Raw genomic sequence first — 13,310 nt, 5'->3', positions numbered from 1 at the left:
GAAACGGCTATTTTCTGCTACCTGCCAGAAAAAAGAAATCCCTGATAATGTCTGATTATCAGGGATTTGCTTGATTTTTCTTTTGTTTTCAGTGATCCGCCTGGGGTTCGAACCCAGGACCCCATCCTTAAAAGGGATGTGCTCTACCTGCTGAGCTAGCGAATCATCCTGTGCGTTACTATTGTAATGCGGGCGCAAAGATATGTGATTAATTTTTATCATGCAAGTATTGAGTGTATTTTTATTTGCGTCCTTCTAAGAAAAAATATTCGCCGAACAAGATCGTAGCTGAAAATCAACATTTTTTCAAAAAAACAACTTTTCACAGCAAAGGGTTGTTTTCATCAATTACATAACCAAATTTATTTCACATGAACCAATATAATAATCGTGCAAAGGTGACGAACGCATTTATAGTATTTACGGTAATGCTGATACTCTATTTTATCGTGGGGCTTTTTACCGTAATCAACCAGCAGTTCCAGATACCACTACAAACGGCCATGCTTCCTCATGATGGTAATATTACGAATGCATTAGTAACAATGCTGAATTTCTCCTGGTTTCTTGCTTATCCCCTATCTGAAGGATTTGCGATGCGATGGCTGGAAAAATACGGGTATCGGAAAACATCCTTTCTCGCCCTGCTCATACTCGTCGCCGGGCTGGCCATCTATGAAGCGGCTGTACTTTTCCACATTTATACGCCAGTACGGATTTCCATCCTCGGAAACCAGATTTCTCTCGGATTCTTTATTTTCCTAATCGGATCTTTTGTGATCGGAATGGCAGCGACAGTACTGCAAGTCGTACTCAATCTATATCTGGCCGTATGCCAGATCGGGAAAACGACGGCCCTGCAACGGCAAATGATCGGAGGGACAAGTAATTCAATCGGTATGGCAGTTGCACCACTTGTCATCAGCTATCTGATTTTTTACGGAACACCTTTACACGAAATCCGGACAGAACAGTTTGTCGTTCCGCTTGTCATATTGATTTTACTCATGTTAGTTGTCACATTTTTTGTGAGCAGAACGCAAATGCCCTCCATAGATACCATCCGGCAAGCGCCGGGAGAAACACTCGAAAAAAGTGTGTGGTCTTTCAGACATCTTAAATTGGGCGTGTGGGGTATCTTCTTTTACGTCGGTATTGAGGTTGCAGTCGGGGCCAATGTCAATATGTATGCGTCCGAACTGGGCGGAACGTTTGCCTCCAATGCCACGCACATGGCAGCTATATATTGGGGATTGCTCCTACTGGGACGCTTTTTAGGCTCTTTTATCAAAAAGGTACCTTCTGAAAAACAGTTAGTGATTGCCTCAATAGGAGCAATTGCGCTGCTGGTATTTGCCATGATCGCAGCTAATCCGTGGATATTGACGGGAATCGGTTTCTTCCACTCCATCATGTGGCCAGCTATTTTTACACTGGCAATCGACAAACTTGGTAAATATACGACCAAAGCATCCGGTGTTTTGACAATGGGAGTCGTCGGTGGAGGTATCATCCCTTTCCTGCAGGGTATTTTCGCCGATCTGATGGATGGAAACTGGCGCTGGACATGGTTGTTGGTCATTGCCGGGGAAGTTTATATATTGTATTACGGAATAAATGGATATAAATTAAAAACGAAGGGACAGGAAGGATAAAAATACACGCTATTTTCATCCGACATATACAAACTATGAAGATATTTCCGTAAGTTTGTCCACGAAGATAAATGATCATATAAATATATATATATAATTTGAAACATGGCAGACGACAAGAAAATTATTTTCTCGATGGTAGGCGTAAGTAAAGTCTTTCCGCCTCAAAAACAAGTATTGAAAAATATTTACCTGTCCTTTTTCTATGGAGCGAAGATCGGGATCATCGGTTTGAACGGCTCCGGTAAATCTACATTGCTGAAAATTATTGCCGGTGTCGAAAAAGAATACCAGGGAGAAGTGGTTTTCTCACCCGGATATTCCGTCGGATATCTGGAGCAGGACCCGAAACTGGAACCGGGCAAGACGGTAAAGGAAATCGTGCAGGAAGGTGTTCAGGATATCGTGGACACCCTCAAGGAATATGAAGAAGTAAACGAAAAATTCGGCGATCCCGAAGTGCTCGAAGATCCGGACAAGATGGACGCGCTGATCAACCGGCAGGCCGAATTGCAAGATAAGATAGATGCAACCGACGCATGGAACCTCGACAGCCGTTTGGAAAGAGCGATGGATGCCCTGCGCTGTCCGCCTGAAGACCAGGTGGTCGATACACTGTCGGGAGGCGAACGCCGCCGTGTGGCTCTCTGCCGTTTGTTGTTGCAACAGCCGGACATCCTGTTGCTGGACGAACCGACCAACCACTTGGATGCCGAGTCGATCGACTGGCTGGAGCAACATTTGCAGCAATATGCGGGCACGGTTATCTGCATCACGCACGACCGTTACTTCCTCGACCATGTGGCCGGATGGATTCTGGAGCTGGACCGCGGAGAAGGCATTCCCTGGAAAGGCAACTACTCTTCCTGGCTGGACCAGAAGACCAAACGCATGGCACAGGAGGAAAAGCAGGCGAGCAAACGCCGCAAGACATTGGAACGCGAGCTGGAATGGATCAATATGGCCCCGAAAGCTCGTCAGGCAAAAGGCAAGGCCCGCCTGAATTCGTACGAAGCCCTTTTGAACGAAGATCAGAAAGAACGGGAAGCCAAGTTGGAAATCTTTATCCCGAACGGTCCGCGCCTGGGCAACAAGGTGATCGAGGCACAGCATGTGGCAAAGGCGTTCGGCGACAAACTGCTGTTTGACGACCTGAACTTCATGCTGCCGCCGAACGGAATCGTCGGCGTGATCGGTCCGAACGGTGCAGGTAAGACCACGCTGTTCAAGATGATCATGGGAATGGAAAGTATCGACAAAGGTTCTTTCGAAGTGGGCGAAACGGTAAAGGTCGGTTATGCAGACCAGACACATAAAGATATCGATCCGAAGAAGACCGTCTATCAGGTCGTTTCGGGCGGACAGGAGTTCATCCGCGTAGGCGGCAAGGAAATCAATTCCCGCGCCTACCTCTCCAAATTCAATTTTGCGGGAGCCGACCAGGAAAAACTTTGCGGCGTGCTCTCCGGTGGCGAACGGAACCGCCTGCATCTGGCCCTCACGCTGAAGGCGGAAGCGAATGTGTTGTTGCTCGACGAACCGACCAACGATATCGACGTCAACACGCTCCGGGCGCTCGAAGAAGGATTGGAAAGCTTCGCCGGTTGTGCGGTTGTCGTTTCCCACGACCGTTGGTTCCTCGACCGTATCTGTACGCATATCCTTTCGTTCGAAGGGGATTCCAATGTCGTGTTCTACGAAGGTTCCTACTCGGAGTATGAGGAGTACAAGCGCAAACAGTTGGGCGATGTGGAACCGAAACGCGTCCGTTATCGTAAACTTATTGTTGATTAATCATATAAATAAATTTGTAAGACCATGAAAAAAAGAATGTTATCGATGGCAGTAGTAGCTGCCGCCTTTTTGTGTTTCGGAAGCGACGCAAGTGCACAGAAAACAACGAAGCTGTTCAACGGGAAAGACCTTTCCGGCTGGAACTTCGTTGTCGACAAGAATTCCGTCCCCGCCGAACAAGTATATTCCGTCAAAGACGGCGTCATCAACATCACGGGACAGCCGTTCGGATACATGTACACGAAAGAAAAATACGGAGATTATAAACTGCACGTGGAATACCGCTGGCCGAACGGCAAGGAAAAGGCGAACAGCGGTATCTTCCTGCTGATCGAAGACCCGAAAAACCCGTTCCCGAACGGTATCGAATGCAACCTGATGCTTGACAATGCCGGCGATTTCGTCCTGCTTGGCGGTTCGGACCTGGCCGAATACCAGGGTAAATCCGGACAGCCGCGTCCTGCCTTCCCGGTCGTACGCAAAAGCAACCCGGACAGCGAGAAACCTGCCGGTGAATGGAACGAAGCCAACATTTTCGTAAAAGACGGTGTCATCACGGTTTACATCAACGGCGTTTACCAGAACACCGGAACGAACAAGGTTAAGGAAGGTTACATCGGCTTGCAGAGCGAAGGCAAGGAAGTACAGTTCCGCAACGTAACAATCACTCCGTGGTAAACGGGCTCCGCTTTATTTCCTCCGCATGAAATTTTTGTTCCATAGGCATGAAACTTTTGTTCCCTGCCTATGGAATTTTTGTTTCATGCCTATGAAACTGTACCTTCATTCCACAAAACATATCGTTTCTTTGCTATCTTTGCAACATTCTCACGGATATTCCGGTTCTTTTTTAAATTACATCACTATGGACAATCGTTTCTTAGGCCTTATAGAGAGAAGCATGAAGGAGCATTGGGACCTCCCCGCTTTCTCCGATTACAACGGACATACCTTTCATTTCAAAGACGTCGCACGTCGGATAGAGAAGTTCCACATCCTGTTGGAACATGCCGGCATCAGGAAAGGCGACAAAGTGGCCATCGTCGGGCGCAACTCCTCCAACTGGGCAATCTGCTTCTTCGGTATATTGGCTTACGGGGCTGTTGCCGTGCCGATCCTGCACGAGTTCAAACCCGACAATATCCACCACATCGTCAACCATTCGGGAGCGAAAGCCGTATTGGCAGGTTCCAGCAACTGGGAGAACCTGAACGAAAAGATGATGCCGGATGTCAAGCTGTTCATGATGCTGGACAACTTCTCCATCATCGACTGCAAGAATAAGGAGGTACGCACCGTGCGCAACCGCATCAACGAATATTTCGGCAAGAAATACCCCCGCTCCTTCACCGCCAACGACGTGAAATATCATATCGAAGACCCGGAAGAACTGGCTGTCCTGAACTACACGTCCGGCACGACCAGCTTCTCGAAAGGAGTCATGATCCCCTACCGCAGTTTGTGGAGCAACACACAGTTCGCCTACGACCGTCTGCCGTTCATCCATCCGGGAGACAACATCGTCTGTATGTTGCCGATGGCACACATGTACGGGTTGGCGTTCGAAGTGCTGAACTCCGTCAATAAAGGCTGCCACGTTCATTTCCTGACACGCACGCCGAGTCCGAAAATCATTGCGGAGGCATTTGCAACGGTTCGCCCGGCGCTGATCCTTGCCGTGCCGCTCATCATCGAGAAGATCATCAAGAACAAGGTTTTCCCCGAACTGGAAAAGCCGTTGATCAAGCTGCTGCTCAAAGTGCCGTACGTCGACCAGAAGGTACGCGAAAAGATCGCCCAAAAGTTGAATACCTCTTTTGGAGGGAACTTCGGCGAGATCGTAATCGGCGGCGCGGCCATCAATAAAGAGGTAGAGACGTTTCTCAAATCCATCGACTTCCGCTATACGGTAGGCTACGGGATGACGGAATGCGGCCCGCTGGTTTCCTACGAGCAGTGGGACACGTTCAAGCAAGGTTCGGTAGGCCGTGTCGTCGACCGCATGGAAATCCGGATCGACTCGAACGATCCGGAAAACGAAGTAGGCGAAATCCTGGTTCGCGGCATGAACGTGATGTTAGGCTACTACAAGAATTCGGAAGCGACGAAAGCGGTGATGCTGCCCGACGGCTGGCTGCGGACAGGCGATTTGGGAACGCTCGACAAAGACGGTTTCCTCTACATCCGCGGACGAAGCAAAAGCATGATCCTGAGCTCCAACGGGCAGAACATCTATCCCGAAGAGATCGAAGACCACCTGAACAATATGTTGTACGTGGCAGAGTCGTTGGTCATTTCACAGGGAGGAAAACTGGTCGCCCTGATCTATCCGGACTGGGAACAGGTAGACAAGGCCGGCATCCAGCACTCCGAAATCGAAGGGCTGATGCAGCAGAACATCGACCAGCTGAACACCGAAATGCCTGCCTACAGCAAAGTGTCCTGCTTCAAGCTTTATCAGGAAGAATTCGAAAAGACACCGAAACGGAGCATTAAACGGTATTTATATCAACCCGCAGAGGAAAATTAAGTAAATAAAATCGTACCTTTGTTTTCTGTTAATTAACAAACAGCTCATATGAACAAAGGGAAAATTACTGTTGCCGGCATTGGCCCGGGAAGCCGCGAAGACATAACGCCCGCGGCCTTATCTGCCATCAGGCAGTCGGATGTGATCATCGGATATAATTATTATTTCCAGTTTATACAAGATATAATCCGCCCGGACGCCCAATGCATCGATACAGGGATGAAACGTGAGAAAGCACGTGCCGAAGAAGCCTACAAATACGCTTCGGAAGGTAAAACGGTGACAGTGATCAGCTCTGGCGATGCCGGAATCTACGGGATGGCCCCGTTGATATATGAAATGCGGACGATGAAAGAGGCGCCGCAAGTGGAGATCGAGGTAGTGCCCGGTATCAGTGCGTTCCAGAAAGCGGCTTCGCTCCTGGGAGCACCTATCGGGCATGATCTCTGTATCCTCTCCCTCTCCGACCTGATGACTCCCTGGCTGCGGATCGAGAAACGCATACGGGCTGCTGCCGTCGGCGACTTCGTGACAGCCGTCTACAATCCGAAAAGCGAAGGGCGCTACTGGCAGTTGCATCGCCTCAAGGAACTGTTCCTCGAAGAGCGTGCACCCGAAACGCCTGTCGGCTATGTCCGCCAAGCCGGACGCGAAGAGCAGGTCGTCAACCTGACCACGCTGGCAGAGTTCGATCCCGAACAAGTCGACATGTTCACCGTCATCCTGATCGGAAACTCGCAGTCATACGAAGCCGGCGGCAAATTCATCACACCACGCGGCTATTACGGGGAGATCAAGATGAAAACGGATGCCGGGATCGGCCAGGACATCATGATCCGCAGCTTCCGTACCATCGAGAAAGAGCTCAAGAACAAAAAAATACCGCTCGACAAGAAATGGGCTTTGCTCCATGCCATCCACACGACAGCCGATTTCGATATGGAAAACATCCTGCGGATCGACGATCATGCAGTGGCTTCCCTCTACGGGAAATTCAGCCGGGGCGAGGTGCGCACCATCATCACAGACGTCACAATGGCCGCTTCCGGCATCCGCAAAGGAGCCTTGCAGCGCATGGGGATCGAGGTGAAATGCTATTTGCAGGACGAGCGCACCGTACAACTTGCGACAGAAAAAGGGATCACCCGCACACAGGCCGGCATCCGGCTTGCCGTACAGGAACATCCCGGCGCTTTATATGTATTCGGCAATGCGCCGACCGCATTAATGGAACTTTGTGACCTGATAAGGAAAGGGAAAGCCACTCCCGCCGGCATCATTGCCGCTCCTGTCGGTTTCGTACACGTACAGGAATCCAAACACATGGTAAAGCCATTTGTTTGGATTCCCAAACTCATCATCGAAGGACGGAAAGGCGGTAGCAACCTCGCCGCGACTTTGGTAAACGCGATTTTATGCTACGACGATGCAGAACAATTAAAACCAGGTAGAGACGTATGAAGGCTAAAGAAATAGTAGAAAATTACGGCAAAATCCACATCTATATGGTCGGGATGGATGACAATCCACAGCCTAAACATATAGATGTCATTATCAAAAACATCAAACACGACAACATCTTCTCCGGAGGGAAGCGTCATTACGAGATTGTGAAGCCGTTCCTGCCCGCCGATGCGGTATGGATCGAGATCAAGGCTCCGATAGATGCCGTCCTCGCGGAATACAGCCGGTTGATCCAGGAAGACAAAGTGATCGTCTCCTTCGTTTCGGGAGATCCGTTCTTTTTCGGTTTCGCTTCCACCATCCGGAAAAACCTTTTAGGAGTAGGCATGAAAGTGTTCCCCTACTTCAACTCATTGCAGATGTTCGCACACCATGAACAAATCGCGTATGAGAACATGCATGCCGTGTCCGTTACCGGACGGCCGTGGCACGAACTCGACCGGGCATTGCTGGAATGCCGGCCGCTGATCGGCGTACTGACCGACCGTGTCCATACGCCCAACGCTATTGCCAAGAGGATGATGGAATATCATCTGGACAAGGATTACACCATGCGGGTAGCCGAACATTTAGGCAATCCGGAGAAGGAGAAAATCTATAAACTCTATTCGATCAATGAAATCAGCGAGATGAGTTTCACCAATCCGAACTGCGTCCTGCTAATGAAGGCCCCGAACAGCAACCTGCAACGACCGGCCTTAGGCATACCCGACACGAGGTTCGTCTTGCTGAACGACCGGGCAAAGATGATTACCAAAGCACCGATACGGGTGATAGACCTAAGCCTGTTGGAACTGCATAACAGCCGCTCTTTCTGGGATATCGGCGCCTGTACCGGCTCGGTTTCGATCGAAGCGCGACGCCAGTACCCCCACCTGGATATCCGGGCTTTCGAAGTGCGGGAAGAATGCGAGAACATCATCCGGGCAAATGCACGGCTGCACAGCGCTCCCGGCATAGACCTGCATATCGGTAACTTCCTGGATCTGCCAATCGAAAAGAACACGACTGTCGATGCCGTTTTTATCGGCGGTCATGGCGGCAAGCTGAAAGAGATCATCCGCAAGGTCGCTTCCCATCTCGACAGCCTGAAAGGCAAGATCGTCTTCAACTCCGTTTCGGAAGAAAGCAGCAAGCTGTTCCGCGAGGCGGTCGACGAGAACGGCTTGAAACTGCATTCGGAAATGAACATTACGGTCGATTCCAATAATCCTATTACAATTCTTTGCTCAACAAGTAAATATCATGTCTAAAAATATACTGAACATTCTTGTGGTTTCGGCAAGCAGCTTGCCGTTAGCACGCAAAATCCGGAATGAATATCCGGGTAAAACCGTTATCTATTGTAAAGAAGCTGACAACGATGTCGAACCATTCACCTCTTTCGAAGAATTAGCCGGTGACCTTTTCGACAGATCGGAAGCGATGGTATTTATAGGTGCGATGGGCATTTGCGTACGAAGCATCGCACCGTACATCAAGAGCAAGTACACAGACCCGGCTATCGTCTGCCTCGACAGTACCGGTAAGTATGCCGTGTCGGTGCTGTCCGGCCATATCGGCGGGGCGAACGAGCTGACACACGAATTGGCCCGCATATTGGGCGCCGAAGCGGTTGTCACGACACAGAGCGACAACCAGGGACTTTGGGCACTGGACACTTTGGCGCAGCAATACGGCTGGGAACAGGATGTCTACAACCTGCAAGAGGGCATACGTAGTTTCCTGTACACGGACTTCGAAGAAACGGACGACGAGACTTTCGACGCTTCGAGAAAGAAGGCGATGAACGAATGCATCGCCCGCTTCCTCAACCGCAGGCCGACCGCCCTCCTGCTCTATGTCCGCACGGAAGAGACGGATTATATGGAAAAGACCTGCCCTCCACACGTGGATATCTTCTACAAGTATAAAGATATCGACTTGGAAAAATACGACCTGCTGATCACGGTCAGCCCCTATTACTATCCCAAATCTCCCATTCCCTGCCTGTCATTCTTCCCGAAGGTGCTTCACTTAGGTGTCGGATGCAAAAAGGGATTGAAGGACATGAGATCCGTCCTCATAGATATGTATATCTGCTCCAACTTCTTCGGGCTCAACCTGAAGAGCATAGCCGACGTCTCCTCCATCGCTTTGAAGAAAGACGAACCGATATTAAAGGAACTGGCGGATACCTACCTGTGCAGCCCGTTCAAGACCTATGCGGCAGAGGAACTGGACCAGATTCCCGTGCCCAATCCCTCTTCCAAGGTAAAACAAGTCACCGGATCGGGAAGCGTCTCGGAAGCGGCAGCCATCCTGAGTGCGGAAGGCGGCCCGTTATTGGTCGAGAAACAAAAGGGGCAGACGAAAAACTTCACCTATGCGATAGCCATCAGCCAATCGGCAATTCAGAACAAAGAAGACGACGAGCAAAAGAGGGAACCGGGACAGGGACACATCGAGATCGTCGGAGCCGGTCCGGGTGATCCGGAACTAATCTCCATCCGAGGCCGTCGGATGCTGGAAAATGCGGATCTGATCCTCTATGCCGGAAGCCTCGTCCCCAAAGAGCTCACCCTGTGCGCCAAGAAAGGGGCGACGGTTCGCAGCTCTGCCGACATGAACCTGGAAGAGCAGTTCGCCCTCATGAAAGAGTTCTATGACAAAGGAAAGTTCGTCGTACGCTTGCACACAGGCGACCCCTGCATCTACGGGGCGATACAGGAACAGATGGCATTCTTCGACCGCTACGGCATGAGCTACCATATCACGCCGGGAATCTCCTCGTTCCAGGCTGCCGCGGCAGCTCTCCGTTCCCAGTTCACCATTCCCGAAAAGGTGCAGACCATCATCCTGACACGTGGCGAAGGACGTACGCCCATGCCGGAGAAAGAGCAGTTGCATAAACTGGCTGCCAGCCAAAGCACGATGTGCATCTTCCTGAGCGCGGGCATTGCCGGGCAGGTACAGAAAGAACTTTTAGAACATTACCCGCCGACGACCCCGGTAGCCGCCTGCTACAAGCTGACCTGGAAAGACGAACGCATCTACCGGGGCGAATTGAAAGACCTGGAACGGATCGTAAAAGAAAACAACCTGACGCTGACAACCTTGTTAGTCGTGGGCGATGCCATAGACAACCGCGCAGGAGCCTCGCGTCTCTACGCCGAGGAGTTCAAACATCTGTACCGCCGTTAGTAAGGGGTCACCGCCTACCTATGAGGCATGATACCGCGTAGGTAGGAAGTAGGCAAGCACTCATCAGAGAGGATGGTACCCCACGATATTACCGGTAAAGACAAGAGAACAACAAAAGCATTATGATACTGATCTTAGGAGGAACAACCGAAGGCCGCAAGGCCGTACAAGTCGTCGAGAGTGCAGGCAAGCCCTACTACTACTCGACGGTCGGCAGCGAACAAGCGATAGAAGCCGCCCACGCCATCCGGCTCACCGGAGGCATGGAGGAAGAAGAGATGGCACGGTTCTGCCGCGAGAAAGAAATCTCGTTGCTGGTCGATGCCGCCCACCCTTTTGCCATCCGGTTGCACCGTACGCTTGCAAAGGTCTCCTCCCGGCTCCGAATTCCGGTCGTCCGGCTGGAAAGGCAATATCCCGAACGTGACAAGCGGTTGATATGGTGCGCGGATTATGCCGCCGCCATCGACCGCCTGCGTGCGGACGGGATCCGCAACCTGCTGGCCCTGACAGGCGTCAAGACCATTGCGAAGCTGCGTTCTTATTGGGAACAGACGCCCTGCTGGTTCCGTATCCTGGACAGGAAAGAATCACTTTCACTGGCCGAGTCCGACGGGTTCCCGAAGGAACGGCTCGTTTTCTTCCATGAAGGAGAAGATGAAAAGGGGCTGCTGGAGCGGCTTCACCCGGATGCCGTACTGACAAAGGAAAGCGGGGAAAGCGGATATTTCAGGGAAAAGGTCGAGGCGGCCGGGGCCTGCGGCATCCCCGTTTATGTCATACAGCGCCCTCTCCTGCCCGACAGTTTCACCTTCGTGCAAGGTGTGGAAGGGCTCCGTAAAGCCATCGAACGCCTGGCCCCCGGTTTCTTCCCGCTCCGGAGTGGTTTCACGACCGGCGCATGTGCTACAGCTGCCGCCAAAGCCGCCTTGGTCGCCCTCCTGAGCCGAAGGGAACAAACCGCAAGTTGCATCACGCTCCCTTCCGGGGAAAAGATCACGCTCCCTGTCGCCGCTACCGAATGGACGGACAACGCCGCCCTATGCACGGTTATAAAAGATTCCGGCGACGATCCGGACGTGACAAACGGCTGTTCCGTCATCGCCCGCATCGAGTTGCAGGCAGGACAATCCCCCACTCCCGGCATCCTGTTCCGGAGCGGCGAAGGAGTCGGTACGGTGACGCTTCCCGGCCTCGGCCTCGAAATAGGCGGACCTGCCATCAACGCTACTCCCCGCCGCCTGATTTGCAGGGAGCTGACAGCGGTACTGGAAGAAAACGGCCTGTCCGGCAAGATAAAGGAGGTGGTCGTCACGATCTCCGTTCCGGGAGGGAAAGAGTTAGCCGCCCGGACATTCAATCCGAAGTTGGGGATCGTCGGCGGGATCTCGATCATCGGGACATCCGGGATCGTACGCCCTTTCTCGCACGACGCCTTTATCGCCTCGATCCGGAAAGAAGCAGAAGTCGCGAAAGCAATAGGATGCTCCCGCCTCGTCATCAACTCAGGGGCGAAAAGCGAACGTTTCCTGAAAGGCTACCTGTCGGAACGGATCTCGGAAGAACTTCCCCCGCAGATGTTCGTGCACTACGGGAACTTCATCGGGGAGACGCTGAAAATAGCCGCCGAACTGCAATTCGACGAAGTTGTCATGGGAATCATGATCGGCAAAGCCGTCAAACTGGCGGAAGGAGCACTGGACACGCACAGCAAGAAAGTCGTCATGAACAAAGCCTTCCTGAAAGAACTGGCCGGAAAGGCCGGCTGCCAACCGGAGTCGGTACAAAAAATAGAAACCCTGACGCTGGCCAGGGAACTATGGGAGCTGTTCAGCGCAACCGAACAGCAACGTTTCTTCCCGCTTCTGTTGCAGAAATGCCGGGAGCATTGTGCGCCTCTGCTCCCCGACGGGAAACTGTCCGTCCTGCTGATTTCGGAAAGCGGGGAAATAGCCTTTCAATCTTGATTATTCAAACGTAACCTCTTTGTTCTGCACATAGGAGACATCGATCTTTCCTCCCGCATCGCCGTTGCTCTCCTGCAATGGGAGTTTCTTGACGCGGCTCAGGAACAGGGTTCCTTTGGCGGCAGAGGTCGGGTTCGTAAAGTTCAGCGTGATAGAGGTCGCGCCTTCCTGCGTATTGTTGATATCATAGACGCCGCCGTTGTAGGTCAGGTGCGCCTGGACATACTCATCCTTCCCGATCGGCTTTCCTACCCAAGTGATAACGGTTGCGCCATTGCCTTTGACGGATGTCAGGGATTCGGGAAGCGCGATCGGATCGACATCGTCGATAGAGGCCTTGTTTGTATAGACCTGGTCTTTCCAGCGGGTAAAGGTGAACGTGACCGGATCCAGCCCGGATTCCGACAGCATATACATATAAGTTCCCATCCCTAAAAAATCCGGTACTTTGCCGTTAAAGAGAATCCCTTTGGCCGGCAGGCGCAGATTGGCCCCTTCGCTGTTATACTTATTGAAATTCGCGCCTATATGGGTATGGTTCTGCGTAACATTATATTCGACACCCAAATTCTGGTAGAAAGGGATCGACGGGTCGATCCCGTCCGAATCATCGTTATCGCAAGCGGTAAACACGCCAGCGAACAACAGGCAAGCATAAAGGAAATACTTTCTCATATCATTTAATTTTATCCGAGGACTCTATTTATTCTTCTTTGA

9 protein-coding genes and 1 tRNA gene are annotated in these 13,310 nt (G+C 51.5%); 8 read left to right on the top strand and 2 right to left on the bottom strand.

Features of this window, described 5'->3' with window-relative positions; all coding sequences use genetic code 11:
* Positions 1-92 precede the first annotated feature (92 nt).
* Positions 93-165, bottom strand: a tRNA-Lys gene (locus tag RDN79_RS00925).
* Positions 166-371: 206 nt separating this feature from the next.
* Here RDN79_RS00925 and RDN79_RS00920 point away from each other — a divergent pair.
* From RDN79_RS00920 to cbiD, 8 genes are all read left to right on the top strand, one after another.
* On the top strand, positions 372-1,655 hold the full coding sequence (locus RDN79_RS00920) for an MFS transporter (protein ID WP_298554352.1): 1,284 nt from the start codon (positions 372-374) through the stop codon (positions 1,653-1,655).
* Positions 1,656-1,760: 105 nt separating this feature from the next.
* Positions 1,761-3,449 (top strand): energy-dependent translational throttle protein EttA, encoded by a 1,689-nt coding sequence (gene ettA, locus RDN79_RS00915; protein ID WP_298554355.1) that lies wholly within the window; start codon positions 1,761-1,763, stop codon positions 3,447-3,449.
* A 24-nt stretch (positions 3,450-3,473) separates the two neighbouring features.
* On the top strand, positions 3,474-4,127 hold the full coding sequence (locus RDN79_RS00910; RefSeq protein ID WP_298554358.1) for a DUF1080 domain-containing protein: 654 nt from the start codon (positions 3,474-3,476) through the stop codon (positions 4,125-4,127).
* A gap of 187 nt (positions 4,128-4,314) precedes the next feature.
* On the top strand, positions 4,315-5,979 hold the full coding sequence (locus tag RDN79_RS00905; RefSeq protein WP_298554361.1) for an AMP-binding protein: 1,665 nt from the start codon (positions 4,315-4,317) through the stop codon (positions 5,977-5,979).
* 48 nt (positions 5,980-6,027) lie between these two features.
* Entirely contained in the window at positions 6,028-7,440 is a 1,413-nt protein-coding gene (gene cobJ / locus RDN79_RS00900) for a precorrin-3B C(17)-methyltransferase (RefSeq protein WP_298554364.1), read from the top strand.
* On the top strand, positions 7,437-8,696 hold the full coding sequence (gene cbiE, locus RDN79_RS00895) for a precorrin-6y C5,15-methyltransferase (decarboxylating) subunit CbiE (protein WP_298554367.1): 1,260 nt from the start codon (positions 7,437-7,439) through the stop codon (positions 8,694-8,696). The genes cobJ and cbiE overlap by 4 nt, the downstream gene beginning before the upstream one ends.
* Positions 8,689-10,626 (top strand): precorrin-4 C(11)-methyltransferase, encoded by a 1,938-nt coding sequence (gene cobM / locus RDN79_RS00890; RefSeq protein ID WP_298554369.1) that lies wholly within the window; start codon positions 8,689-8,691, stop codon positions 10,624-10,626. The genes cbiE and cobM overlap by 8 nt, the downstream gene beginning before the upstream one ends.
* Positions 10,627-10,748: 122 nt before the next feature.
* Positions 10,749-12,593, top strand: a complete 1,845-nt coding sequence (gene cbiD / locus RDN79_RS00885) for a cobalt-precorrin-5B (C(1))-methyltransferase CbiD (protein ID WP_298554372.1) — start codon at positions 10,749-10,751, stop codon at positions 12,591-12,593.
* Here the strand turns inward: cbiD and RDN79_RS00880 are convergent, their stop codons facing one another.
* Positions 12,594-13,268 (bottom strand): hypothetical protein, encoded by a 675-nt coding sequence (locus RDN79_RS00880; protein WP_298554374.1) that lies wholly within the window; start codon positions 13,266-13,268, stop codon positions 12,594-12,596.
* Between the last annotated feature and the right edge of the window lie 42 nt (positions 13,269-13,310).

This window comes from uncultured Parabacteroides sp., assembly GCF_902493135.1.
In the GTDB taxonomy this organism is placed as follows: domain Bacteria; phylum Bacteroidota; class Bacteroidia; order Bacteroidales; family Tannerellaceae; genus Parabacteroides.
The sequence above is the reverse complement of the archived record's forward strand: the minus strand, read 5'-3'. Positions and strand labels throughout refer to the sequence as shown.

Excerpts from the sequence above, each read along its gene's own strand:
- RDN79_RS00905 (WP_298554361.1), top strand. The coding sequence starts at position 4,315 with ATGGACAATCGTTTCTTAGGCCTTATAGAGAGAAGCATGAAGGAGCAT.
- ettA (WP_298554355.1), top strand. The coding sequence starts at position 1,761 with ATGGCAGACGACAAGAAAATTATTTTCTCGATGGTAGGCGTAAGTAAA.
- cbiE (WP_298554367.1), top strand. The coding sequence starts at position 7,437 with ATGAAGGCTAAAGAAATAGTAGAAAATTACGGCAAAATCCACATCTAT.
- cbiD (WP_298554372.1), top strand. The coding sequence starts at position 10,749 with ATGATACTGATCTTAGGAGGAACAACCGAAGGCCGCAAGGCCGTACAA.
- cobM (WP_298554369.1), top strand. The coding sequence starts at position 8,689 with ATGTCTAAAAATATACTGAACATTCTTGTGGTTTCGGCAAGCAGCTTG.
- cobJ (WP_298554364.1), top strand. The coding sequence starts at position 6,028 with ATGAACAAAGGGAAAATTACTGTTGCCGGCATTGGCCCGGGAAGCCGC.
- RDN79_RS00910 (WP_298554358.1), top strand. The coding sequence starts at position 3,474 with ATGAAAAAAAGAATGTTATCGATGGCAGTAGTAGCTGCCGCCTTTTTG.
- RDN79_RS00880 (WP_298554374.1), bottom strand. The coding sequence starts at position 13,268 with ATGAGAAAGTATTTCCTTTATGCTTGCCTGTTGTTCGCTGGCGTGTTT.
- RDN79_RS00920 (WP_298554352.1), top strand. The coding sequence starts at position 372 with ATGAACCAATATAATAATCGTGCAAAGGTGACGAACGCATTTATAGTA.